Source organism: Pseudomonas sp. MPB03 (genome assembly GCF_046605385.1).
Taxonomy (GTDB): domain Bacteria; phylum Pseudomonadota; class Gammaproteobacteria; order Pseudomonadales; family Pseudomonadaceae; genus Aquipseudomonas; species Aquipseudomonas zanjanensis.
Window position 1 is genome coordinate 2510672 of record NZ_CP176770.1, and the last position, 23921, is coordinate 2534592.

Annotated in this window: 20 protein-coding genes; all 20 read right to left on the reverse strand. The window is 62.1% G+C overall.

All coding sequences use genetic code 11. From position 1 onward, the window contains the following. Window positions 1–2: 2 nt before the first annotated feature. Window positions 3–1856, reverse strand: a complete 1854-nt coding sequence (nuoL, locus tag ACLH0I_RS11115) for an NADH-quinone oxidoreductase subunit L (RefSeq protein ID WP_186709762.1) — start codon at window positions 1854–1856, stop codon at window positions 3–5. Beyond that, a complete protein-coding gene (gene nuoK, locus ACLH0I_RS11120; protein WP_003180046.1) occupies window positions 1853–2161 on the reverse strand; it encodes an NADH-quinone oxidoreductase subunit NuoK in 309 nt (102 codons plus the stop codon). The genes nuoL and nuoK overlap by 4 nt, the downstream gene beginning before the upstream one ends. 4 nt (window positions 2162–2165) lie before the next feature. Beyond that, window positions 2166–2666, reverse strand: a complete 501-nt coding sequence (nuoJ, locus tag ACLH0I_RS11125; protein ID WP_186709763.1) for an NADH-quinone oxidoreductase subunit J — start codon at window positions 2664–2666, stop codon at window positions 2166–2168. A 9-nt stretch (window positions 2667–2675) separates the two neighbouring features. Then, window positions 2676–3224: an NADH-quinone oxidoreductase subunit NuoI gene (gene nuoI, locus ACLH0I_RS11130; protein WP_411387053.1), complete on the reverse strand. Its 549-nt coding sequence runs from the start codon at window positions 3222–3224 to the stop codon at window positions 2676–2678. An 11-nt stretch (window positions 3225–3235) separates the two neighbouring features. Further along, window positions 3236–4243 (reverse strand): NADH-quinone oxidoreductase subunit NuoH, encoded by a 1008-nt coding sequence (gene nuoH, locus ACLH0I_RS11135; protein ID WP_053123213.1) that lies wholly within the window; start codon window positions 4241–4243, stop codon window positions 3236–3238. Beyond that, complete coding sequence (gene nuoG, locus ACLH0I_RS11140; protein ID WP_411387054.1) at window positions 4240–6954, reverse strand: NADH-quinone oxidoreductase subunit NuoG; 2715 nt, start codon at window positions 6952–6954, stop codon at window positions 4240–4242. The genes nuoH and nuoG overlap by 4 nt, the downstream gene beginning before the upstream one ends. A gap of 140 nt (window positions 6955–7094) precedes the next feature. After that, complete coding sequence (nuoF, locus tag ACLH0I_RS11145; protein ID WP_053123209.1) at window positions 7095–8453, reverse strand: NADH-quinone oxidoreductase subunit NuoF; 1359 nt, start codon at window positions 8451–8453, stop codon at window positions 7095–7097. Continuing rightward, window positions 8450–8947 carry an NADH-quinone oxidoreductase subunit NuoE gene (gene nuoE, locus ACLH0I_RS11150; RefSeq protein WP_186709765.1) on the reverse strand — a complete coding sequence of 166 codons (498 nt, stop codon included), beginning with the start codon at window positions 8945–8947 and terminating at the stop codon, window positions 8450–8452. The genes nuoF and nuoE overlap by 4 nt, the downstream gene beginning before the upstream one ends. Before the next feature lie 2 nt (window positions 8948–8949). Next, window positions 8950–10734, reverse strand: a complete 1785-nt coding sequence (gene nuoC, locus ACLH0I_RS11155; protein ID WP_207961474.1) for an NADH-quinone oxidoreductase subunit C/D — start codon at window positions 10732–10734, stop codon at window positions 8950–8952. Between the two features lie 72 nt (window positions 10735–10806). Beyond that, entirely contained in the window at window positions 10807–11481 is a 675-nt protein-coding gene (locus ACLH0I_RS11160; RefSeq protein ID WP_030141322.1) for a NuoB/complex I 20 kDa subunit family protein, read from the reverse strand. 10 nt (window positions 11482–11491) lie between these two features. Continuing rightward, window positions 11492–11905: an NADH-quinone oxidoreductase subunit A gene (locus ACLH0I_RS11165; protein ID WP_003203367.1), complete on the reverse strand. Its 414-nt coding sequence runs from the start codon at window positions 11903–11905 to the stop codon at window positions 11492–11494. A 629-nt stretch (window positions 11906–12534) separates the two neighbouring features. Continuing rightward, a complete protein-coding gene (gene aceA / locus ACLH0I_RS11170; RefSeq protein ID WP_014337679.1) occupies window positions 12535–13860 on the reverse strand; it encodes an isocitrate lyase in 1326 nt (441 codons plus the stop codon). A gap of 457 nt (window positions 13861–14317) precedes the next feature. Beyond that, on the reverse strand, window positions 14318–15079 hold the full coding sequence (locus tag ACLH0I_RS11175; RefSeq protein WP_186709767.1) for a secretin N-terminal domain-containing protein: 762 nt from the start codon (window positions 15077–15079) through the stop codon (window positions 14318–14320). 237 nt (window positions 15080–15316) lie between these two features. Continuing rightward, a complete protein-coding gene (locus ACLH0I_RS11180) occupies window positions 15317–15742 on the reverse strand; it encodes a GNAT family N-acetyltransferase (protein ID WP_186709768.1) in 426 nt (141 codons plus the stop codon). Then, on the reverse strand, window positions 15735–16901 hold the full coding sequence (locus ACLH0I_RS11185) for a cupin domain-containing protein (RefSeq protein ID WP_122568505.1): 1167 nt from the start codon (window positions 16899–16901) through the stop codon (window positions 15735–15737). The genes ACLH0I_RS11180 and ACLH0I_RS11185 overlap by 8 nt, the downstream gene beginning before the upstream one ends. Window positions 16902–16985: 84 nt before the next feature. Further along, window positions 16986–18356 (reverse strand): adenylosuccinate lyase, encoded by a 1371-nt coding sequence (gene purB / locus ACLH0I_RS11190; protein WP_411387055.1) that lies wholly within the window; start codon window positions 18354–18356, stop codon window positions 16986–16988. Between the two features lie 254 nt (window positions 18357–18610). Next, entirely contained in the window at window positions 18611–19234 is a 624-nt protein-coding gene (gene hflD, locus ACLH0I_RS11195; protein WP_053123192.1) for a high frequency lysogenization protein HflD, read from the reverse strand. After that, entirely contained in the window at window positions 19231–20355 is a 1125-nt protein-coding gene (gene mnmA / locus ACLH0I_RS11200) for a tRNA 2-thiouridine(34) synthase MnmA (RefSeq protein WP_186709770.1), read from the reverse strand. The genes hflD and mnmA overlap by 4 nt, the downstream gene beginning before the upstream one ends. 59 nt (window positions 20356–20414) lie before the next feature. Continuing rightward, window positions 20415–20861 carry an NUDIX hydrolase gene (locus ACLH0I_RS11205; protein ID WP_411387056.1) on the reverse strand — a complete coding sequence of 149 codons (447 nt, stop codon included), beginning with the start codon at window positions 20859–20861 and terminating at the stop codon, window positions 20415–20417. Window positions 20862–21541: 680 nt separating this feature from the next. After that, window positions 21542–23767 (reverse strand): NADP-dependent isocitrate dehydrogenase, encoded by a 2226-nt coding sequence (locus ACLH0I_RS11210; protein WP_411387057.1) that lies wholly within the window; start codon window positions 23765–23767, stop codon window positions 21542–21544. Window positions 23768–23921: the final 154 nt, after the last annotated feature.

A 23921-nucleotide genomic window follows, 5' to 3' on the forward strand; every position in this document is an offset into this window, starting at 1 on the left:
TATCAGACCGCTACCAGCACGATGGCGCCGATAACCAGCACGGCGCCAGCCGCCATGGAAGCCGCATACCAACGCAGTTGACCGGTCTCGGTACGGCTCAGGGCAGTGTGGCCGCCCTTGGCCATGCGCGGGATCAGGCCAATGGTCTGGTCGAGCGGGTCTTTGCGCAGAATGTGGCTGATCGCAAGGTATGGCTTGACGAACAGTTTGTCGTAGATCCAGTCGAAGCCCCAGGCGGCGAACCACCAGGCCGAAAGGAAACGCCCGATGCCGCTGTTGGCGATTGCCGTGACGAAGCGACGCTTGCCGAGGAACAGCAGGGCAGCCAGCAGGATACCCGCCAGGGCGATGGCGCCGGAGGCGATTTCCAGGCTGTGCTTGGCTTCGCCGCCGGCATGGCCGACGCTTTGCGGCAGCACATCGGCCAGCGGTGGGGTGATCATGGCGCCGACGAAGGTCGACAGCACGATCAGCACCGACAGCGGCAGCCAGTGGGCAATGCCGTGGCCGGCGTGGGCTTCGGTCTTGGCTTCACCGTGGAACGCGATGAAGATCAGGCGGAAGGTGTACAGCGAGGTCATGAACGCACCCACCAGGCCCGCGTAGAGCAGACCCTGGTTACCGCTGGCGAACGCTTCCCAGAGGATCTCGTCCTTGGAGTAGAAACCGGCGGTGACCAGTGGCAGGGCCGCCAGGGCCGCGCCGCCGACGATGAAGCTGGCGTAGGCCAACGGCAGTTTCTTCCACAGGCCGCCCATCTTGAAGATGTTCTGCTCGTGGTGGCAGGCAACGATCACCGCACCGGAGGCAAGGAACAGCAGCGCCTTGAAGAAGGCGTGGGTCATCAGGTGGAAGATCGCGCCTTCCCAGGCACCGACGCCCAGGGCCAGGAACATGTAGCCGATCTGGCTCATGGTCGAGTAGGCGAGGATGCGCTTGATGTCGGTCTGCACCAGGGCGGCAAAACCGGCCAGCACCAGGGTCACACCGCCGACGATGCCGACCAGGTGCAGGATGTCCGGCGCCAGGGCGAACAGGCCGTGGGTACGGGCGATCAGGTAGACACCGGCGGTCACCATGGTCGCGGCGTGGATCAGTGCCGAGACCGGGGTAGGGCCGGCCATCGCGTCCGCCAACCAGGTTTGCAGCGGCAGTTGCGCGGATTTACCGACAGCGCCGCCCAGCAGCATCAGGGTCGCCAGGACGATCCAGAAGTCACCGACCTTGAAGTGCTCGGGTGCCTTGACCAGCAGTTCCTGGATGTTCAGCGTACCCAGTTGCTGGAACAGGATGAACAGGCCGATGGCCATGAACACGTCGCCGATGCGGGTGACGATGAACGCCTTGAGCGCGGCGTTGCCGTTGTTGCGGTTGCTGTAGTAGAAACCGATCAACAGGTACGAGCACAGGCCCACGCCTTCCCAGCCGAAGTACAGGAACAACAGGTTATCGCCGAGCACCAGGAACAGCATGCTGGCGATGAACAGGTTGGTGTAGGCGAAGAAGCGCGAGTAACCGGCTTCACCGCGCATGTACCAGGAGGCGAACAGGTGGATCAGGAAACCCACGCCGACCACCACGCCGAGCATGGTCACCGACAGGCCGTCCAGGTACAGGGCGAAGTTTGGCGTGAAGCCTTCCACCGCCATCCATTGCCACAGCACCTGCACGTAACGGCCACCTTCCGGTGGGGCGACGTTGAATTGCCAGATCACGTAGGCCGTGACGATGGCGGACAGGCCGATGGAACCCACGCCCACCAGCGCCGACAGGTTTTCCGACCAGCGTCCACGGGAGAACGACAACAGCAGGAAACCGACAAGAGGAAATATGAAAGTCAGGAAGAGAAGGTTCATCCGCGCATCTCGCTGGCAGCGTCAATATCGAGAGTGTGGAAGCGGCGATACAGCTGCAACAGGATCGCCAGGCCGATGCTGGCCTCGGCGGCTGCCAGGCTGATCACCAGGATGAACATGATCTGTCCATCCGGTTGCGCCCAGCGAGCGCCCGCGACGATGAAGGCCAGGGCGGAGGCATTCATCATGACCTCCAGGCTCATCAGCACGAACAGGATGTTGCGGCGGACCATCAGGCCGACCAGACCGAGGCAGAACAGGATGCCGGCAACCGCCAAGCCATGTTCGAGAGGGATAGCAGGCATGTGATTACTCCTTCGCCTCGTTACGGCCCAAATGGAACGCCGTGACGGCTGCGGCAAGCAGCAGCATCGAGGCGAGTTCGACCACCAGCAGGTACGGGCCGAACAGGCTGATGCCCACGGCCTTGGCGTCTACGGTGGTGTGGCCGATGGCCTGGCCGCTCTGGTGAGCGAACAGCACATACAGCAGTTCACCCAGCAGCAGGGCGGACAGGATCACCGGTCCCGCCCAGATGCCGGGCTTGAGCCAGGCGCGTTCCTGCTGGACCGCGGCCGGGCCGAGGTTGAGCATCATCACCACGAACACGAACAGCACCATGATGGCGCCGGCGTAGGCGATCACTTCCAGGGCACCGGCGAACGGCGCGCCGAGGGCGAAGAAGGTCATGGCCACGGCGATCAGCGAAATGATCAGGTAGAGCAGGGCGTGCACGGGGTTGGTGTTGGTGACCACACGAAGCGTGGACACCACCGCGATACCCGATGCGAAATAGAAAGCGAATTCCATCTTTCTTCCTTAAGGCAGCAAGCTCTTCACGTTGATCGGTTCGGCTTCGTTCTGCGCGGCGCCTTTTGGCTTACCGGCAATGGCCATACCTGCAACACGATAGAAGTTGTAATCAGGGTTTTTACCGGGACCGGAAATCAGCAGATCTTCTTTCTCGTACACCAGGTCCTGACGTTTGAACTCGGCCATTTCGAAATCCGGCGTGAGCTGGATCGCGGTGGTCGGGCACGCTTCCTCGCAGAGGCCGCAGAAAATGCAGCGCGAGAAGTTGATGCGGAAGAAGTCCGGGTACCAGCGACCGTCTTCGGTTTCAGCTTTCTGCAGCGAGATGCAACCCACCGGGCACGCCACGGCGCACAGGTTGCAGGCCACGCAGCGCTCTTCGCCGTCGGGGTCGCGGGTCAGGACGATGCGGCCACGGTAGCGGGGCGCCAGATAGACCGCCTCTTCCGGGTATTGCAGGGTGTCGCGTTTGCGAAAGCCATGGCCGAAGATCATGACCAGGCTCCGCAGTTGGGTACCGGTACCCTTAACGATGTCGCCAATATATTTGAACATGGGTCAAATCCTCACTGAACCGCGGCCGCAGGCGCGTTCATCAAAACGATCGCAGCGGTCACCAGCATGTTGATCAGGGTCAGCGGCAGGCAGAATTTCCAGCTGAAGTCCATCACCTGGTCGTAGCGTGGGCGCGGGATCGAGGCGCGTAGCAGGACGAACAGCATGATGAAGAACGCGGTCTTCAGGGCGAACCAGACGAAGGACAGTTGCGGCAGGATGCCGAACGGACCGTGCCAGCCACCGAAGAACAGCGTTACCAGCAGTGCCGAGATCAGGATGATGCCGATGTATTCACCGACGAAGAACATGCCCCACTTCATGCCGGCATATTCAATGTGGTAACCGTCGGCCAGTTCCTGCTCCGCTTCCGGCTGGTCGAAGGGGTGACGGTGAGTCACGGCCACGCCAGCGATGAAGAAGGTACAGAAACCGAAGAACTGCGGAATGATGAACCACAGGTTCTGGGCCTGGTACTCGACGATGTCGCGCATGTTGAACGAGCCGGCCTGGATCACGATGCCCATGAGCGCCAGGCCCATGAACACTTCGTAGGACACGGTCTGGGCCGAGGCCCGCAGGCTGCCCAGCAGGGCGAACTTGTTGTTGCTCGACCAGCCGGCGAACAGCACCGCGTACACCGACAGGCCGGCCATGGCGAAGAAGAACAGCAGGCCGATGTTCAGGTCCGCCACGCCCCAAGTCGGGGTGATCGGGATGATCGCGAAGGCGATCAGCAAGGCGCTCATGGCCACGATCGGTGCCAGGGTGAAGATCACCTTGTCGGCAAACGGTGGTGTCCAGTCTTCCTTGAAGAACATCTTGATCATGTCGGCGGCGATCTGGAACATGCCGAACGGGCCGACGCGGTTCGGACCGTAGCGGTCCTGCCACCAGCCCAGCAGGCGACGTTCGACGAAGCTCAGCAACGCGCCGCAAACCACCACGGCCAGCAGGATCACGATGGCCTTGAGGACCGTCAGGATCACAGCGATCACTTCAGGGGTGAACCAGCTCATTGCGCTGCCTCCTGCAGACCGTCGACAGTCTTGCCGAAAATCGCCGGTGGAATACCCGCCAGGCCAGCCGGCAGGGCCACCAGGCCGGCGCCCAGTTCTTCATTGATGCGCAGCGGCAGACGCAGGGTCTGGCCGGCCACGTTCAGGCTCAGCAGCGCACCGTCGTTGACGCCCAGGCGATCGGCTTCCGACTTGGCGAGCGACACGTAGGCGGCGGGGATGCGTTCCTGCACCGGTGCGGCTTTGGAAGAGTTCTCTTCGCTGCCGAACAAGTGATGGAACGGCACGACCTGCCAGGTGCCCGGTGCCGGGTTGAAGGCACGCGGAACGGCGGCGAACCAGCCCAGGCCATCGCCCTGGCTTTCGATCAGGCGGGTGCCCGGGTCACCGGCACGCAGGTGACCACCGACTTCGTCCTGGAACTTGTTCCAGGCTTGCGGCGAGTTCCAGCCCGGCGACCAGGCGAACGGCACTTGCGAGCGCGGTTCGGCGGAGCCCGAGTAACCTTCCATGGAGAACGAGAACGCGGTGTCCTTGTCCTGGGACGTGCGGGGTTCGTGGACACTGATGTTGGCGCGCATCGCCGTGCGACCGGAGTAGCGCAGCGGTTCGCGGGCCAGCTTCAGGCCCTTGATGCGGAACGCGGCCGATGGCGCGGCATCGACGATGCGCGCCAGTTGCGGGCTGCTCGACGCGACGGCGGCGGTGACGTGGTCCAGTTGCGTCCAGTCGATCGGCTGGTCCAGCAGGGTGGCGCGCAGGGCATGCAGCCAGCGCCAGCCTTCGTGGACCAGGATGCTGGCGTCCAGGTAAGTCGGGTCGAACACCTGGAAGAAGCGCTGGGCGCGACCTTCCTGACTGACCAGCGTACCGTCGCCTTCGGCAAAGCTCGCCGCCGGCAGCACCAGGTGGGCGCGGTCGGTGGTGGCGGTTTTCTGATGGTCGGCGACGATCACAACCTTGGCGGCGTTCAACGCGGCATCGACCTTGGCCTTGTCGGTGCGGGTGAACAGATCGTTCTCCAGCACGACGATGGCGTCGGCGTTGCCGTCGATCACGGCTTGCAGGGCTGCATCGACGGATTCGCCACCGAGCATGGCCAGGCCGAGGCTGTTGGCTTCCGGCACGATCAGGCTGATGGAGCCGTTCTTCTCCCGCAGCTTCAAGGCCTTGGCGATGTTGGCGGCGGCTTCGATCAGCGCCTTGGAACCCAGGGAGGTGCCAGCGATGATCAAGGGGCGCTTGGCCGCCAGCAGGGCGTCGGCGATGCGTTGGGCGAGGGCGGCCGCTTCGCTGTCAAGGCCGTCGACGGCCGGGGCGCTGGCGTCCAGGGCGTGGGCCACGGCGAAACCGATGCGAGCCAGGTCGTCCGGGGCGGCGTGGACGCATTCTTCGGCCACGTCGTCGAGCTTGGTTTCAGCGAGGCTGGCGATGAACAGTGGGTTCAGCGCGTCCTGGCCGATGTTCTTCACGGCGGCGTCGAGCCATGGCTGCACGCGCATGGCGTCGGCCATGTCCTCGGCCTTGCCCTTGACCGACTGGCGCAGGGCCAAGGCCATGCGGGCGGCGGTCTGGGTCAGGTCTTCGCCAAGAACGAATACCGCGTCGTGGTCTTCGATGTCGCGCATCGTCGGCACGGGCAGCGGGCTGTCCTTGAGCACTTGCAGCACCAGGCGGATGCGTTCCAGCTCGCCGGCTTCGATGCCGCTGTAGAAGTGCTCGGCGCCGACCAGCTCACGCAGGGCGTGGTTGCTTTCCAGGCTGGCGCGAGGCGAACCGATGCCGACAATGTTGCGACCGCGCAGCAGCTCGGCGGCCTTGTCCAGGGCTTCGTCCAGGCTCAGCGTGGCGCCGCCCGCCAGCAGCGGCTGGCGTGGGCGATCCTTGCGATTGACATAGCCGTAGCCGAAACGGCCACGGTCGCACAGGAAGTACTGGTTGACCGAGCCGTTGTAGCGGTTTTCGATGCGACGCAATTCGCCGTAGCGTTCGCCCGGGGAAATGTTGCAACCGCTGGAGCAGCCATGGCAGATGCTCGGCGAGAACTGCATGTCCCACTTGCGGTTGTAGCGCTCGGAGTGGGTCTTGTCGGTGAACACGCCGGTGGGGCAGACCTCGGTGAGGTTGCCGGAGAATTCGCTTTCCAGGGTGCCGTCTTCAACGCGACCGAAGTACACGTTGTCGTGGGCGCCGAACACGCCCAGGTCGGTGCCGCCGGCGTAGTCCTTGTAGAAACGCACGCAACGGTAGCAGGCGATGCAGCGGTTCATCTCGTGGGAGATGAACGGGCCCAGTTGCTGGTTCTGGTGGGTGCGCTTGGTGAAGCGATAACGGCGCTCGTTGTGGCCGGTCATCACGGTCATGTCTTGCAGGTGGCAGTGGCCGCCTTCCTCACAGACCGGGCAGTCGTGAGGGTGGTTGGTCATCAGCCATTCGACGACGCTGGCGCGAAACACTTTCGCTTCTTCATCGTCGATGGAGATCCAGCTGCCGTCGGTGGCAGGGGTCATGCAGGACATGACGATCCGACCACGCTTGTCGTTTTCGTCGGTGTACTGCTTGACTGCGCACTGGCGACAAGCGCCAACGCTGCCAAGGGCGGGGTGCCAGCAGAAATAAGGGATGTCGAGGCCCAGCGACAGACATGCCTGTAACAGGTTGTCTGCGCCATCGACTTCGAGCTCTTTGCCGTCTACGTGGATAGTGGCCATGGTTCAAAGTTCTTCGTTGGCCCGGTGTCAGCGGGCGTGGCTAATGGAATCTTGTCGTTCGTCCGAATCCAAACAGCCTGGTAAAAGGCGTCATCGGACGAAAGGCGCAGGGCACGGACCCTGCGCCTTCTAAAGCGTCGTTACGCGCCGACCATGGTCGGCGTGACCACCTGATTGAGGTCGCCCGCGCGGGTTGGCGCGATGCCGGCCTCGAATTCAGGGCGGAAGTATTTGATCGCGCTGCCCAACGGCTCCACGGCACCCGGTGCGTGAGCACAGAAGGTCTTGCCTGGGCCGAGGAAACCCACCAGACCCAGCAGGGTCTCGATGTCGCCGGGCTGGCCTTCGCCGTTCTCGATGGCCATCAGCAGCTTGACGCTCCAGGGCAGGCCATCGCGGCAAGGGGTGCAGAAACCGCAGGATTCGCGCGCGAAGAACTGCTCCATGTTACGCAGCAGCGAGACCATGTTGACGCTGTCGTCCACCGCCATGGCCAGGCCGGTGCCCATGCGGGTGCCGACCTTGGCGATACCGCCGGCGTACATTTGCGCGTCCAGGTGCTCCGGCAACAGGAAGCCGGTGCCGGCGCCGCCAGGCTGCCAGCACTTGAGCGTGTAGCCGTCGCGCATGCCGCCGGCGTAGTCCTCGAACAGCTCGCGACCGGTGACGCCGAATGGCAACTCCCACAGGCCAGGGTTCTTGACCTTGCCGGAGAAGCCCATGAGCTTGGTGCCCATGTCTTCGCTGCCGTCGCGGGCCAGGGATTTGTACCAGTCCACGCCGTCGGCGATGATCGCCGGCACGTTGCACAGGGTCTCGACGTTGTTCACGCAGGTCGGCTTGCCCCACACGCCGACGGCGGCAGGGAAGGGCGGCTTGGAGCGTGGGTTGGCGCGGCGGCCTTCCAGGGAGTTGATCAGCGCGGTTTCTTCACCGCAGATGTAGCGCCCGGCACCGGTGTGGACGAACAACTCGAAGTCGAAGCCGCTGCCCAGGATGTTCTTGCCCAACAGGCCGGCGGCCTTGGCTTCTTCCACGGCACGGTTCAGGTGCTTGGCGGCGGTGGTGTACTCGCCGCGCAGGAAGATGTAGCCACGGTAGGTCTTCAGCGCACGGGCGCTGATCAGCATGCCTTCGATCAGCAGATGGGGCAGTTGCTCCATCAGCATGCGGTCCTTCCAGGTGTTGGGTTCCATTTCATCCGCGTTGCACAGCAGGTAGCGGATGTTGATGGATTCGTCCTTGGGCATCAGGCCCCACTTCACCCCGGTGGGGAAGCCCGCGCCACCACGGCCCTTGAGGCCGGCGTCTTTCACGGTCTGGACGATGTCGTCGCCGGCCATGTCGGCGAACGCCTTGCGCGCGGCGGCGTAGCCGTTCTTGGCCTGGTATTCGTCCAGCCACACCGCTTCGCCGTCGTCACGCAGACGCCAGGTCAGGGGATGGGTTTCGGCCGAACGCTGGATGCGGTTGGCGGGCCCGAAGGAAGTCAGGGTCATACGTAGCCCTCCAGCAGTTTGGCGACGCCGTCAGGCTTGACGTCACCGAAGGTGTCGTCGTCGATCATCAACGCCGGTGCCTTGTCGCAGTTGCCCAGGCAGCACACCGGCAGCAGCGTGAAGCGGCCGTCGGCGGTGGTCTGGCCCAGGCCGATGCCCAGCTTGCTCTGGATCTCGCCGACCACCGATTCGTGGCCGCCGATGTAGCAGACCATGCTGTCGCAGACACGAATGATGTGACGGCCCACTGGCTGGCGGAAAATCTGGCTGTAGAAGGTGGCTACGCCCTCGACGTCGCTGGCCGGGATGCCGAGGATCTCGCCGATGGCGTAGAGCGCGCCATCAGGCACCCAGCCACGTTCCTTCTGGACGATCTTCAGGGCTTCGATCGACGCCGCGCGCGGGTCTTCGTAGTGATGCAGCTCGTGCTCGATGGCCGAGCGCTCGGTTTCGCTCAGGGCGAAACGGTCAGTCTGGATAAGCGTGCTGTTCATGCTTAGCGGTCCACGTCGGCCATAACGAAATCGATACTACCCAGGTACGCGATCAAGTCCGCGACCATGCTGCCTTTGATCACCGAAGGGATCTGCTGCAGGTGCGGGTAGCTTGGGGTACGAATCCGGGTGCGGTAGCTCATGGTGCCGCCATCGCTCGTCAGGTAATAACTGTTGATGCCCTTGGTCGCTTCGATCATCTGGAAGGATTCGTTGGCCGGCATGACCGGGCCCCACGAAACCTGCAGGAAGTGCGTGATCAGGGTCTCGATGTGTTGCAGCGTGCGCTCTTTTGGCGGCGGCGTGGTCAGCGGGTGATCCGCCTTGTACGGGCCTTCCGGCATGTTGCGCAGGCACTGGTCGATGATCTTGATGCTCTGGCGCATTTCCTCGACGCGGACCATGCAGCGGTCGTAGGCGTCACCGTTGGCCGCCAGCGGTACTTCGAACTCGAAGTTCTCGTAGCCGGAATACGGACGCGCCTTGCGCAGGTCGAAGTCGCAACCGGTGGAACGCAGGCCAGCACCGGTGACGCCCCATTCCAGGGCCTCCTTGGTGTTGTAGGCGGCGACGCCGATGGTACGACCCTTGAGGATGCTGTTCTGCAGGGCTGCCTTGGTGTATTCGTCCAGGCGCTTGGGCATCCACTCGACGAAGTCCTTGACCAGTTTCTCCCAGCCGCGGGGCAGGTCGTGGGCCACGCCACCGATGCGGTACCAGGCCGGGTGCAGGCGGAAACCGGTGATGGCTTCGATCACCGTGTACGCGCGCTGGCGGTCGGTGAAGGTGAAGAACACCGGGGTCATCGCGCCGACGTCCTGGATGTAGGTGCCCAGGAACAGCAGGTGGCTGGTGATGCGGAAGAACTCGGCCATCATGATGCGAATGACGTCGACCTTCTCCGGAACCTTGATCCCGGCGAGTTTCTCCACCGAGAGCACGTACGGCAGGTTGTTCATCACGCCGCCGAGGTAGTCGATACGGTCGGTGTACGGGATGAAGCTGTGCCAGGACTGGCGCTCGGCCATTTTCTCGGCGCCACGGTGGTGGTAGCCGATGTCCGGGACGCAGTCGACGATCTCTTCGCCGTCCAGCTGCAGGATGATGCGGAAGGCACCGTGGGCCGAAGGGTGGTTCGGGCCCAGGTTGAGGAACATGTAGTCCTCGTTGGCGCCCGAACGCTTCATGCCCCAGTCTTCAGGCTTGAAGCGTGCGGCTTCTTCCTCGAGCTGTTGCTTGGCCAGGGACAGGCTGAACGGGTCGAACTCGGTGGCACGGGCCGGGAAGTCCTTGCGCAGCGGGTGACCTTCCCAGGTCGGCGGCATCATGATGCGGGTCAGGTGCGGGTGGCCGGGGAAATCGATCCCGTACATGTCCCACACTTCACGCTCGTACCAGTTGGCGTTCGGCCAGATGCCGGTCACGGTCGGCACGCTGAGGTCGCTCTCGGACAAGGCGACCTTGATCATTACGTCACTATTACGCTCGATCGACATCAAGTGATAGAACACGGTGAAGTCGACGCCGTCGGGCAGCCCTTGACGCTTGGTGCGCAGGCGCTCGTCTACGCCGTGCAGGTCATAGAGCATGACGTACGGCTTGGGCAGGTTGCGCAGGAAGGTCAGGACTTCGACGAGTTTGGCGCGGGCAACCCAAAGCACCGGCATGCCGGTGCGGGTCGGCTGGGCGGTGAACGCCTCGGGGCCAAAACGGTTGTTCAGTTCGACGACCACATCCTGGTCGTCTGCCTTGTAAGGCGGGATGTACAGAGCACTGCCTGTAGTCATGGTTATTTATCGCTTTCGGTCAACGTAAAGAATGAAGCCAGGTTCTCGTTTCTTGTACAGAGCAGAGCTGGATCAGACTTCGTCGGGGCTGCGCAGGTTGGTGACTGCGATACGCTGTTCGCGGCGCTGTTCCTTTTGCGACGGCATCTCGGCGCGATAGACGCCTTGATCGCCAACGACCCAGGACAGTGGGCGACGCTCCTGGCCAATCGACTCCTGCAACAGCATCAAGCCTTGCAGGAACGCTTCAGGGCGAGGTGGGCAGCCAGGCACGTAGACGTCCACGGGCAGGAATTTGTCCACGCCTTGAACGACGGAATAGATGTCGTACATGCCACCGGAGTTGGCGCACGAACCCATGGAGATGACCCACTTGGGTTCGAGCATTTGCTCGTAGAGACGCTGGATGATCGGCGCCATCTTGATGAAGCAGGTCCCGGCGATAACCATGAAATCCGCCTGGCGCGGCGATGCCCGGATCACCTCGGCGCCAAAGCGCGCGATGTCGTGGGGCGCCGTGAAGGCGGTGGTCATTTCCACGTAGCAGCACGAAAGGCCGAAGTTGTACGGCCACAGGGAGTTCTTGCGACCCCAGTTGACCGTGCTGTTCAGCACGTCTTCGAGCTTGCCCATGAAGATGTTCTTGTGGACTTGATCTTCTAACGGATCGGCGACGGTTTCCCGCTTGCCAATCGGATACTGCTCGTTAGGAGCATCGGGGTCGATCCTGGTGAGATTGTATTGCATTGCCAAAGCCTCATTGTTTCAGCTTCGCTTGCCGCTTGCGCCGAGCTTCCGGAGCCCAATCAAGTGCCCCCACCCGGTAAAGGTAGACAAGACCTGCCAACAGAATTGCTATGAAAACGAGAGCTTCGACGAATCCGGTCCAGCCGCTTTCGCGGACGGACACAGACCATGCAAAGAGAAAGAGGGCTTCGATATCGAAGATCACGAACAGCATCGCGACCAGATAGAATTTGGCTGAGAGCCGCAAGCGGGCGCCACCGGTAGGTAGCATGCCGGACTCGAACGGTTCATTTTTGCTGCGGCCCCAGGCTTTTGACCCAAGCAGGCTCGACACGCCGAGCATGAAAGCACACAGGCCAACAACGCCCAGAAGGAAAATGGCAAAGCCCCAATTGTGGGCCATGAGTCCTGTCGCTTCGGACATGCTGGAAATCCTTAACAGAGAGCAAAGGTCTCTGAGCTTGAATGAAATAACGCAGTGACGATATGTCGCAGCAATCAATCGCGGTGATTTTATGGCTAAACACCGGGCAAGTAAAATTCCTATAGCGAAATTATTTATTGGAATAAGGACATAGCGCGCCTCCATGACCCCGCAGCCCCGGCGGGGCGGGCATTGACCCGTTATTCAGCAATTATATTTCGTGCAGGTTGTAACAAGGAAAGCTCCAGCTAAATGATAATTATTATTGTTTGGCGTGGCTTTTGATCAATACTGCGACGCAGTGGCTGAGAACTTTTCTTACATGCTCGTTAACTGCAGTTGTCAGCGCCGGCCGTTTTACTCTTTTTCAGACTGCCTGATACTGCGTTCGATCAATTTTTCTGCGTATCGGCTCATTTCCTGTGGGAGCGAGCTTGCTCGCGATAGCGGTGTGTCAGTCATCTGCATTTCAACGGGTCTGGCGCTATCGCGAGCAAGCTCGCTCCCACAGAGGATGGGGGCGGTCTGCGAAGCATAGGCAAAAAAAAGCCCCGAACCAGTCGGGGCGTCAGATCGTCGGCTTTGCGGTTAGCTTTTATTCGGTCCGCAAGGGCCATTTAGCTCATGGATCAGTGGAACTGTTCTTCTTCGGTGGAGCCGGTCAGTGCGGTCACCGACGAAGTGCCGCCCTGGATCACGGTGGTCATGTCGTCGAAGTAGCCGGTGCCCACTTCCTGCTGGTGAGCCACGAAGGTGTAGCCCTTGGCGGCGTCAGCGAACTCCTGCTCTTGCAGCTTCACGTAGGCAGTCATGTCGTTGCGGGCGTAGTCGTGCGCCAGGTTGAACATGCTGTGCCACATGTTGTGAATGCCGGCCAGGGTGATGAACTGGTGCTTGTAGCCCATGGCGGACAGTTCGCGCTGGAACTTGGCGATGGTCGCGTCGTCCAGGTTTTTCTTCCAGTTGAAGGAAGGCGAGCAGTTGTACGACAGCAGTTGGTCCGGGTATTCCTTCTTGATCGCTTCGGCGAAGCGACGGGCTTCGTCCAGGTCCGGCTTGGCGGTTTCGCACCAGATCAGGTCGGCGTACGGCGCATAGGCCAGGCCGCGGGCGATGGCCTGGTCGAGACCGGCGCGCACTTTGTAGAAGCCTTCCTGGGTACGGGTGCCGGTCACGAACGGCTGGTCGTACGGGTCGCAGTCCGAGGTCAGCAGGTCGGCGGCGTTGGCGTCGGTACGGGCCAGGATGATGGTCGGTACACCGGCAACGTCGGCGGCCAGGCGGGCGGCGGTCAGCTTCTGCACGGCTTCCTGGGTCGGCACCAGGACCTTGCCACCCATGTGGCCGCATTTCTTCACCGAAGCCAGTTGGTCTTCGAAGTGAACGCCAGCGGCGCCTGCCTCGATCATGCTCTTCATCAGCTCGTAGGCGTTCAGGACGCCACCGAAACCGGCTTCAGCGTCAGCCACGATCGGTGCGAAGTAGTCGATGTAGCCTTCGTCGCCCGGGTTCTTGCCGGCTTTCCACTGGATCTGGTCGGCGCGACGGAACGAGTTGTTGATGCGCTTGACCACGGTTGGAACCGAGTCCACTGGGTAAAGCGACTGGTCGGGGTACATCGACTCGGCGGAGTTGTTGTCCGCGGCCACTTGCCAGCCCGACAGGTAGATCGCCTGGATGCCGGCCTTGACTTGCTGTACGGCCTGGCCGCCGGTCAGGGCGCCCATGCAGTTGACGAAATCTTTCTCGGGACGGAAGGCTGGCTTGGCGCCCTGGGTGACCAGGTTCCAGAGCTTCTCCGCGCCCATCTTCGCAAAGGTGTGCTCAGGTTGAACCGAGCCACGCAGACGGACGACGTCAGCAGCGGAATAATTGCGCTTCACGCCTTTCCAGCGCGGGTTTTCAGCCCAGTCTTTTTCAAGGGCTGCAATTTGCTGTTCGCGTGTCAGTGCCATGGAGATAAACCTCGTCGCATAGGTCTTGGTGGAAAATTCCTGCTCCTGCCGACCAGGGGGCTGGCGTACAAGTCGGTTCAGGCGAGGTGGCGACGGGATGAACGATGGGCTCGAGGGGAAAGTGAGCAGGTAGGGGCGAACTGCGGGCGCATTCGGGCGTCGTGGGCCTTTCATACGAACTCAGAGTGATGCCGGGTTACCTAGTTACGCTTCCGTCCCTCGGGACAACTTCGTTCCAGTCGCAACCTCGTCAAACACACCTTGTGGGCGGTACAGACACGAATCGGCTCGCAGGGTAGTTGCAAGCGTCGACCCGAAGGCCCTTGCCAGGGCCCCTGATTAGCGGGAGCGAGGCCATCATGCCTTCGGTTTTTTGGCTCGTCAAACGTTTTGTAGTGCTTTTTTTGTGGCACTACATCTTTGGTCTAATACGACTCATCAGTCAGTTTTTGGTGCTTCAGTTCAGGGTATCGACCTTGACCCGCAAAATCATGTCGTCGCGTCCCTGGGTCGAGTAGCTGCGGGTCAGGCCCTGTTTGTCGGCCTGGGTCTGGCGATTCACCCCGGCCAGGGTGATCCATTCGCCCAGGCGTCCGCTGACCGTTGTGTCGGTACTCTGAACGTTCACTACATCGGGACGTTCCTGGCTCATGCGGTCACGGTTGGTACTGATGCTCAGGTGAACGGTTTCACCAGTGACGCTGGCGGTGACATAGAAACCCTGGGTGACGTTACGGTATTCGGTCTGGCTTTGCAGGCGGCCGTAGTTGTCGGTCTGGCTGCTGGTGAACGGTACGCTCTGGCCGACCTGGATCAGCGCCGGCTGGCCTTCGCTGGCTTGCACCTGCTGCACGCCGCCGTCACGGCTGGCGGTGCTGCGGTTGATGATGCGGGTCTGGCTGGGCGCGGCGCCGTTGATGGAATAACCCTGGTCGCCCTGCAGGTTGTTTTCGTTGGTATCGACGGTGATCAGCAGGCGCTTGGGCGCGGTGTCCAGTTGGGCGAGGAATTGCCGGAGTTCTTCAATCTTGCCGGGCTCGGCATTGACGATCAGTTGGTTGCCGTAGGCGCTGACCTGGCCGTCCTTGCCGATGAAGTTCTGTGCCACCGGCAACAGGTCGGCGCTGGTGCGGTAGTTCAGCGGCACGATTTGCGTGTCGGCCATGGCTGACAGGCTGCCACCCAGCAGCAGGAGGGTCAGCAGGGTACGTAGAAGCATGTCCATTTCTCCGTGAGGCAAAGGCCTGATATTGCCAGTTTGTCGGCCTCGGGTGGGGCAAGTTGAATGGTAGACGGCAAAACGCCCCGGCATCGGTGGATGGCGGGGCGTTTTTGGATGGCTTTAGGACCTCATCGCGAGCAAGCTCGCTCCCACATGGGGTGGGGGACACAAATTATATGTTCACCACTGGTCCCCTGTGGGAGCGAGCTTGCTCGCGATGGCCGCGCCGCGGTTTCAGGCCGAGCGCCGCACCATGTCCACATGAGGAATCCCGGCCTCCAGGAACTCCTCGCTGACCACCGCAAACCCCAGCCGCTCATAGAACGGCGTGGCGTGCACCTGGGCGCTGAGCATCTGTTGCTGGAGCCCACGCTTCTCGGCTTCGGCGATCACGGCGTGCATCAGCGCATCGCCCACCTTCAGGCCGCGCCAGTCCTTGAGGACCGAGACCCGGCCGATATGGCCATCGGTCAGCAGGCGCGCGGTGCCGATGGGGAAGTCGCCTTCGAAGGCCAGGAAATGTACGGCGTCCTGATCATCCGAATCCCATTCCAGTTCGGGTGGTACGGATTGTTCGGCAATGAACACGGTCTCACGAATGCGCCGGATCTCGGCGTTATCCTTTTGCCAGTCTGCGACACGAACGTGAATTTTATTCATCGGCGAACCCCAGGCTGCCTTGCTTGACCAACTCGCAGACCAGGCCGCGACCGTCTTCGTCGGCCAACCATGGGCCGAGGTTTTCGATGTGCAGGGCGTCGGCGGCGCAGATCATTTTCAGCAGTTCACGCAGCTTGCCCGGCAGGTAGCGGCTTTGGCCGCTGGCGAACAGCAGCAGGTCATCGTCGACTTCCGACCAGGCCAGGCGTGCGCTCGGGTTGCGGATGATCACGGCGCCTTGTTCCAGGCTGGCCAGCAGGTCGTCTTCTTCCAGTTCCGGGCCCACCACCAGCTCCGGGTAGCGTGGCTCGGTCATGAACTGGCCGAACCAGGTCAGCAGCAGGCGCTCGTCGCTCATATGCTCGGCCAGCAGACCCTTGAGGCGGTCGAGGGCGTCGTGCTGGATCTGGTGCGGGTCGGCCACCGGGCGGGCGTCGGCGTCGGTGTAGCGCTCTTCGTCCGGCAGGAACTGGCTCAAGAAGTCGGTGAAGTGGGTCAGCACTTCAGCGGCGCTCGGCGCACGGAAACCCACCGAGTAGGTCATGCAGTCGTCCACGGCCACGCCGCAGTGGGCCAGGCGCGGCGGCAGGTAGAGCATGTCACCGGGTTCCAGGACCCACTCGTCAGTGGCTTCGAAGTCGGCGAGGATGCGCAGGTCGGCGTGTTGCAGCAGTGGGCTTTCGGAGTCGCACATCTGGCCGATTTTCCAGTTGCGCTGGCCATGGCCCTGCAACAGGAACACGTCATAGTTATCGAAATGCGGACCCACGCTGCCACCCGGGGCGGCAAAGCTGATCATCACGTCGTCGATGCGCCAGCTCGGCAGGAAGCGGAAGTTTTCCAGCAGTTCGCTGACTTCCGGTACGAACTGATCCACCGCCTGCACCAGCAGGGTCCACTCGCGCTCCGGCAGCTTGCTGAATTCGTCTTCGGCGAACGGGCCGCGACGCAATTCCCAGGGGCGCTCGCCGTGCTCGATCACCAGGCGCGATTCGACTTCTTCTTCCAGGGCCAGGCCGGCCAATTCGTCGGCATCGATCGGGCTTTGGAAGTCAGGAATCGCCTGACGGATCAGCAGGGGTTTTTTCTGCCAGTAGTCGCGCAGGAACTCCCGTGCCGTGATGCCGCCCAGGAGTTGCAGAGGAATATCAGGATTCATGTGTAACCTATTGAAAAAATATACTTTTCAGACGCGAATAAAAACGCCCGGCGCGGCCGGGCGTCTCAAAGGTAAAGCGATGGATCAGATGCGCTTGGCTTGTGCCGCCGCGTTGCCGATGTAGCTGGCTGGCGTGAGCTTCTTCAGCTCGGCCTTGGCTTCGGCAGGCATGTCCAGGCCATCGATGAAAGTCTGCAGCGCTTCAGGGCTGATGCCCTTGCCACGGGTCAGTTCTTTCAGCTTTTCATACGGGTTTTCGATGTTGTAGCGACGCATCACGGTCTGGATCGGTTCGGCCAGGACTTCCCAGCAAGCGTCCAGGTCGGCGGCGATCTTCTGCTCGTTCAGTTCCAGCTTGCTGATGCCCTTGAGGCTGGCTTCATAGGCAATGACGCTGTGGGCAAAACCCACGCCCAGGTTGCGCAGCACGGTGGAGTCGGTCAGATCGCGCTGCCAGCGGGAGATCGGCAGTTTGCTCGCCAAATGCTGGAACAGTGCGTTGGCGATGCCCAGGTTGCCTTCGGAGTTTTCGAAGTCGATCGGGTTGACCTTGTGCGGCATGGTCGAAGAACCGATTTCGCCAGCGATGGTGCGCTGCTTGAAGTAACCCAGGGAGATGTAGCCCCAGATGTCACGGTCGAAGTCGATCAGGATGGTGTTGAAGCGTGCGATCGCATCGAACAGCTCGGCGATGTAGTCGTGCGGTTCGATCTGGGTGGTGTACGGGTTGAAGCTCAGGCCCAGTTCGTCTTCGATGAAGGCGCGGGCGTTGGCTTCCCAGTCGATGTCCGGGTAGGCCGACAGGTGGGCGTTGTAGTTGCCCACGGCGCCGTTGATCTTGCCCAGCAGCGGCACGGCGGCCACTTGGGCGATCTGGCGCTCCAGGCGGTAGACCACGTTCGCCAGTTCCTTGCCCAGGGTGGTCGGCGAAGCCGGTTGACCGTGGGTGCGCGACAGCATCGGCACGTCGGCGAAGCGGATCGCCAGCTCGCGGATGGCCTGGGCGGTCTGGCGCATCAGCGGCAGCATCACCTCATCACGACCCTCTCGCAGCATCAGGGCGTGGGACAGGTTGTTGATGTCCTCGCTGGTGCAGGCGAAGTGGATGAACTCGCTGACGTTGGCCAGTTCCGGCAGCTTGGCCGCCTGCTCCTTGAGCAGGTATTCGATGGCCTTGACGTCGTGGTTGGTGGTGCGCTCGATCTCTTTGACGCGCTCGGCGTGCTCCAGCACAAAGTTTTCCGCCAGGGCGTTCAACACCGCGTTGGCTTCGGCGGAAAACGCCGGGACTTCAGGGATGGCAGGGTGAGCGGCCAGGCGCTGGAGCCAGCGCACTTCAACCAGGACGCGGGCACGGATCAGGCCGTACTCGCTGAAAATCGGGCGCAGGGCCTGGGTTTTGCCGGCGTAGCGGCCGTCAACAGGGGAAACCGCAGTGAGCGAAGAGAGCTGCATGGGGTGTTCTCGGACAGTCGGGCAACGAAATGGGGCGCGTATCATACATGAAAACCAGCGCCGGTCCGTCGCCAACTGACCGGCGTGCTACGCGTAACAAGATAAAACTAAAGCTATTGATCACCTGTGGCGAGGGAGCTTGCTCCCGCTGGGGCGCGAAGCGGCCCTGAATCCAAGCCGCCCGCTAGATCCGCCGGGCTCAGGGGGCTGCGTTGCAGCCCAGCGGGAGCAAGCTCCCTCGCCACAAAGGCGACTTATTCGTTGCGCATCAACGGGTAAAGCTCTTTCAGCAATTTGCGTCGGCTGATCACCAGTTGCCAGCGATGGCCACCCAACTGCCGCCACAGCCGTGCCGAGCGGATCCCGGCCAGGAGCAGGGCGCGGATCTTCGAGGCATTGCTCGGTTGCTGCAGGTTGCGCATGTCGCCATGCACCTGGATGCGCTGGCGCAAAGTGCTCAAGGTGTCCTGGTACAGCGAGCCGCAGGCCGCGACGACGTTTTCGTGAGCCGGGCCGAAGTGTTCGACCTGGGACTGGATCTGCGGCAAGCGTTTGCCGATGGTCTCCAGCAGGTCGTCGCGCTTGGCCAACTGGCGCTCAAGGCCCAGCATCGACAGGGCATAGCGCAGCGGTTCGCGTTGCAGGGCGCTGGGGTCGCGCTCCAGGGCGCCAATCAGTGCACGGTAACCTTCACGCAGGTTCAAGTCGTCGCCGCCGTAGACCTCCAGGGTGTCCTTGGGGTCGCGAACCAGCAGGCTGCCCAACATGCAGGCCACGCCTGCTTCGGAGGCCTGGCCGGTCTTGGCGATCCGGTCCACCAGCACGGCGGCGAGAAACACACCGCCCAATGCCGTCAGTTGTTCCTGGATAGGGGTCATGCCTGGCTGCTCCAGGGTTGCGCGACTTCGATCACGCCGCCGCCCAGGCAGACGTCGCCGTCGTAGAACACCACGGACTGGCCAGGCGTGACCGCCCGCTGCGGGTCATCGAAGGTGGCACGGTAGCCCGTGGCGGTTTTTTCCAGGGTGCAGGGCTGGTCGCTCTGGCGGTAGCGAACCTTGGCCGTCAGGCGGCGTGGTTCGCTGAGGTCGATCGGGTTGACCCAATAGATGTCGGAGGCGAGCAGGGCGCGGGAAAACAGCCACGGATGGTCGTTGCCCTGGCCGACGATCAGCTCGTTGTGTTCCAAGTCCTTGACCAGCACGTACCACGGCTCTTCGCCGGCGTCTTTCAACCCGCCGATGCCCAGGCCTTGGCGCTGGCCGATGGTGTGGTACATCAGGCCATGGTGACGGCCGATGACCTCGCCTTCGGTGGTCTTGATCTCGCCCGGTTGGGCCGGCAGGTATTGCTTGAGGAAATCGCTGAAACGACGCTCGCCAATGAAGCAGATCCCAGTGGAATCTTTCTTCTTGGCCGTGGCCAGGTCATGTTTCTCCGCAATTGCGCGTACTTCGGGCTTTTCCAGTTCGCCCACCGGGAACAGGGTCTTGGCGATCTGCTCGCCGCCGACGGCATGCAGGAAGTAGCTCTGGTCCTTGTTCGGGTCCAGGCCCTTGAGCAGTTCGGTGCGGCCGTCGATGTCGCGGCGACGTACGTAGTGGCCGGTAGCGATCAAGTCGGCGCCGAGCATCATGGCGTAGTCGAGGAACGCCTTGAACTTGATTTCGCGGTTGCAGAGGATGTCCGGGTTCGGCGTGCGGCCGGCCTTGTATTCGGCCAGGAAGTGCTCGAACACATTGTCCCAGTACTCGGCGGCGAAGTTGGCGGTGTGCAGCTTGATGCCAATCTTGTCGCACACGGCCTGGGCGTCCGCCAGGTCGTCCATGGCGGTGCAGTATTCGGTTCCGTCGTCTTCTTCCCAGTTCTTCATGAACAGGCCTTCCACCTCGTAACCCTGCTCGATCAGCAGAAGGGCGGAAACGGAAGAGTCCACGCCGCCGGACATGCCGACTATGACGCGTTGCTTGGGAGTGTTCGAAGAGGCTGGATCACGCATAGGAATTCAATGAGTGTCTTGAAAAAGGACGCGATTCTATCAGGCCCGGGCGCGCAAGGCTAAAGAGAAGGGCGGATAAGCTCCAGGCTATGGCGATGGCCGGCCAGGTAATCGTCGATGCAACGGATGATCAGCTCGCTGCGCCAGTGGTCGCGCTGTGCGAGCAGTTCGTCGCGGGTGAGCCATCTGGCGCCGAGGATGCCGTCGTCCAGTTGGTATTCGGGATGGTGTTTCAGGGCTTTGGCGGCGAAGCAGACCCGTTGGTAGGTCACGCCGTTGCTCGGGGCGGTGTAGAGGTAGATGCCGGTGACGCTGGTGGGCTCGACGTCCCAGCCGGTTTCTTCGAGGGTTTCGCGCACGGCGGCTTCGATCAGGGTTTCGTTGGGGTCCAGGTGGCCGGCGGGCTGGTTGAGTACTGCGCGTCCGCCCTTGGACTCTTCCACCATCAGGAAGCGGCCGTGGTCTTCGACGATGGTGGCGACGGTGATGTGGGGGTGCCAGTTCATAAGGTTCTTCCGTTTCTCGGATTGGAGTGTGGGCCGCTGTGGGCTTGCTTGCGATGGTGGCCCTGAGAGCTGACCTTGTTGATTGAGTACATATCCATTCCTGCGGTAACGGCCACTTAGGGTTCCGCCCTGACGGCGGCTCACTTTTGAAAAGCGCAAAAGTAAGCAAAACGCTCCTGCCCCACCACTCGGTGCCTCGCCTAGGCTCGGCATGCCCTCACTCCGGCATTGCTCCGTGGGCCGCCGCGAAGGGCCATCCATGGCCCGGCGCGGCTAACCCGGCATCCATGCCGGGTTGCCCACTGCGCAATGCCTGCGTTCGGCCATCGTGGTTAATGGGGCGTCCGAGATCAAGATCAAGATCAAGATCAAAATCAAAAGCGAGGCGGCCTGACAGCCGGCCTGTCTCTGGCGGCTCTACTTCAATCCAACTGTGGGAGCGAGCCTGCTCGCGAAGGCGGCCTGACAGTCGACCTGTTTCTGGCGGCTGTATCCCAATCCAACTGTGGGAGCGAGCTTGCTCGCGATAGCGGTGGGTCAGTCAACATCAATGTTGAATGCTACATCGCAATCGCGAGCAAGCTCGCTCCCACAGGGGAATCTATTGTCAGGGGAAATAGGGTGTGCCAGAAACACAAACCCCGGCACAAGGCCGGGGTTCGTGGTGCTTCCTTACAACCTTACACCAGCGCAGCAATCGCCGCGTTGAAGGTGTTGCTCGGGCGCATGGCCTTGCTGGTCAGTTCCGGGTTGGCGGAGTAGTAACCGCCGATGTCCACGGGCTTGCCTTGCACGGCATTGAGTTCGGCAACGATCTTTTCTTCATTGTCGGTCAATGTCTTGGCCAGGGAAGCGAACTGGGCCTTGAGGGCTGCGTCGTCATCCTGGGCGGCCAGTGCCTGGGCCCAGAACAGGGTCAGGTAGAAGTGGCTGCCGCGGTTGTCGATGCCGCCGACCTTGCGCGAAGGCGACTTGTTGCGGTCCAGGAACTCGCCGGTAGCCTGGTCGAGGGTCTTGGCCAGCACCAGGGCTTTCGGGTTGTTGTAGGTCACGCCCAGGTGTTCGAGGGACGCGGCCAGGGCCAGGAACTCGCCCAGGGAATCCCAGCGCAGGAAGTTCTCTTCCAGCAACTGCTGAACGTGCTTGGGTGCCGAACCGCCGGCGCCGGTTTCGAACAGGCCACCGCCGTTCATCAGCGGCACGATGGACAGCATCTTGGCGCTGGTGCCCAGTTCCATGATCGGGAACAGGTCGGTCAGGTAGTCGCGCAGCACGTTGCCGGTCACCGAAATGGTGTCCTTGCCTTCGCGGGTGCGGCCCAGGGTGAACTTCATCGCGTCGACAGGCGACATGATGCGGATGTCCAGGCCGCTGGTGTCGTGGTCCTTCAGGTAGGCCTGGACCTTCTCGATGACCACGCCATCGTGGGCGCGCATCGGGTCCAGCCAGAAGATCGCCGGGGTGCTGCTGGCGCGGGCACGGTTGACGGCCAGCTTGACCCAATCCTGGATCGGCGCGTCCTTGGTCTGGCACATGCGGAAGATATCGCCAGCCTCGACGTTCTGCTCCAGCAGGGTCTGACCGTTGTTGTCCGAAACACGCACCACGCCGGCGACCTTGATCTGGAAGGTCTTGTCGTGGGAGCCGTACTCTTCGGCTTTCTTGGCCATCAGGCCGACGTTCGGCACGCTGCCCATGGTGGTTGGGTCGAAGGCGCCGTGTTGCTTGCAGTCTTCGATCACCGCCTGGTAGATGGTGGCGTAGCAGCGATCCGGGATCACGGCCTTGGTGTCGTGCAGCTGGCCGTCGGTGCCCCACATCTTGCCGGAGTCACGGATCATGGCCGGCATCGAGGCGTCGACGATGACGTCGCTCGGCACGTGCAGGTTGGTGATGCCTTTGTCGGAGTTGACCATCGCCAGGGATGGGCGCGCCGCGTAGACCGCCTGGATGTCGGCTTCGATCTGCGCCTGCTGTTCGGCCGGCAGGGCCTTGATGCGGGCGTACAGGTCGCCGATGCCGTTGTTCAGGTTGAAGCCGATCTGCTCCAGCACTTGCGCGTGCTTGGCCAGGGCGTCTTTATAGAACTCGGCCACGATCTGGCCGAACATGATCGGGTCGGAGACCTTCATCATGGTGGCCTTGAGGTGGACCGACAGCAGCACGCCTTTTTGCTTGGCGTCTTCGATTTCGGCGGCGATGAACTCGCGCAGGGCGTTTTTGCTCATCACGGCGCAATCGAGGATCTCACCGGCTTGTACGGTGGTCTTTTCCTTCAGGACAGTGGCAGTGCCGTCCTGGGCGATCAGCTCGATTTTCACGCTGCCGGCGGCGTCGATCAGGGCGGCTTTTTCGCTGCCGTAGAAATCGCCGGTGCTCATGTGGGCTACGTGGGACTTGGAGTCCGCGGCCCAGGCGCCCATCTTGTGCGGGTGCTTGCGGGCATAGTTCTTGACCGACAGCGGCGCGCGACGGTCGGAGTTGCCTTCGCGCAGGACCGGGTTCACGGCGCTGCCCTTGACCTTGTCGTAACGGGCGCGCGCGTCTTTCTCGGCATCAGTGGTCACGGTTTCCGGGTAGTCCGGCAGTGCGTAGCCCTGGGCCTGCAATTCCTTGATCGCGGCCTGCAGTTGCGGCACCGAGGCGCTGATGTTCGGCAGCTTGATGATGTTGGCTTCAGGCGTAACGGCCAGGTCGCCCAGTTCGGCGAGGTGGTCGGCTACGGCTTTGTCACCCAGTTGCTCGGGGAAGCTGGCCAGGATGCGCCCTGCGAGGGAGATATCGCGGGTTTCCACGGCGATATCGGCCGAAGCGGTAAAGGCTTCGACGATCGGCAACAGCGAATAGGTGGCGAGGGCAGGCGCTTCGTCGGTGAAGGTATAGATGATCTTCGAGCGGGTGGGCATATTCGGATTAACTCTCTTCTTTGCTAAAGCATGCGCAGAAACTCGAGGGGCGCCGGGTAAGCGCGTTCGTTCAAAGTCATCCGTGAGCCGAATGTCGAGGTTTCTTCGCGGTGATGTTGGGTGCATCAGTCGAGCGTCAAGCGGTCGGGCCGCG

Excerpts from the sequence above, each read along its gene's own strand:
- nuoL (WP_186709762.1), bottom strand. The coding sequence starts at position 1,856 with ATGAACCTTCTCTTCCTGACTTTCATATTTCCTCTTGTCGGTTTCCTG.
- nuoK (WP_003180046.1), bottom strand. The coding sequence starts at position 2,161 with ATGCCTGCTATCCCTCTCGAACATGGCTTGGCGGTTGCCGGCATCCTG.
- nuoJ (WP_186709763.1), bottom strand. The coding sequence starts at position 2,666 with ATGGAATTCGCTTTCTATTTCGCATCGGGTATCGCGGTGGTGTCCACG.
- nuoI (WP_411387053.1), bottom strand. The coding sequence starts at position 3,224 with ATGTTCAAATATATTGGCGACATCGTTAAGGGTACCGGTACCCAACTG.
- nuoH (WP_053123213.1), bottom strand. The coding sequence starts at position 4,243 with ATGAGCTGGTTCACCCCTGAAGTGATCGCTGTGATCCTGACGGTCCTC.
- nuoG (WP_411387054.1), bottom strand. The coding sequence starts at position 6,954 with ATGGCCACTATCCACGTAGACGGCAAAGAGCTCGAAGTCGATGGCGCA.
- nuoF (WP_053123209.1), bottom strand. The coding sequence starts at position 8,453 with ATGACCCTGACTTCCTTCGGGCCCGCCAACCGCATCCAGCGTTCGGCC.
- nuoE (WP_186709765.1), bottom strand. The coding sequence starts at position 8,947 with ATGAACAGCACGCTTATCCAGACTGACCGTTTCGCCCTGAGCGAAACC.
- nuoC (WP_207961474.1), bottom strand. The coding sequence starts at position 10,734 with ATGACTACAGGCAGTGCTCTGTACATCCCGCCTTACAAGGCAGACGAC.
- ACLH0I_RS11160 (WP_030141322.1), bottom strand. The coding sequence starts at position 11,481 with ATGCAATACAATCTCACCAGGATCGACCCCGATGCTCCTAACGAGCAG.
- ACLH0I_RS11165 (WP_003203367.1), bottom strand. The coding sequence starts at position 11,905 with ATGTCCGAAGCGACAGGACTCATGGCCCACAATTGGGGCTTTGCCATT.
- aceA (WP_014337679.1), bottom strand. The coding sequence starts at position 13,860 with ATGGCACTGACACGCGAACAGCAAATTGCAGCCCTTGAAAAAGACTGG.
- ACLH0I_RS11175 (WP_186709767.1), bottom strand. The coding sequence starts at position 15,079 with ATGCTTCTACGTACCCTGCTGACCCTCCTGCTGCTGGGTGGCAGCCTG.
- ACLH0I_RS11180 (WP_186709768.1), bottom strand. The coding sequence starts at position 15,742 with ATGAATAAAATTCACGTTCGTGTCGCAGACTGGCAAAAGGATAACGCC.
- ACLH0I_RS11185 (WP_122568505.1), bottom strand. The coding sequence starts at position 16,901 with ATGAATCCTGATATTCCTCTGCAACTCCTGGGCGGCATCACGGCACGG.
- purB (WP_411387055.1), bottom strand. The coding sequence starts at position 18,356 with ATGCAGCTCTCTTCGCTCACTGCGGTTTCCCCTGTTGACGGCCGCTAC.
- hflD (WP_053123192.1), bottom strand. The coding sequence starts at position 19,234 with ATGACCCCTATCCAGGAACAACTGACGGCATTGGGCGGTGTGTTTCTC.
- mnmA (WP_186709770.1), bottom strand. The coding sequence starts at position 20,355 with ATGCGTGATCCAGCCTCTTCGAACACTCCCAAGCAACGCGTCATAGTC.
- ACLH0I_RS11205 (WP_411387056.1), bottom strand. The coding sequence starts at position 20,861 with ATGAACTGGCACCCCCACATCACCGTCGCCACCATCGTCGAAGACCAC.
- ACLH0I_RS11210 (WP_411387057.1), bottom strand. The coding sequence starts at position 23,767 with ATGCCCACCCGCTCGAAGATCATCTATACCTTCACCGACGAAGCGCCT.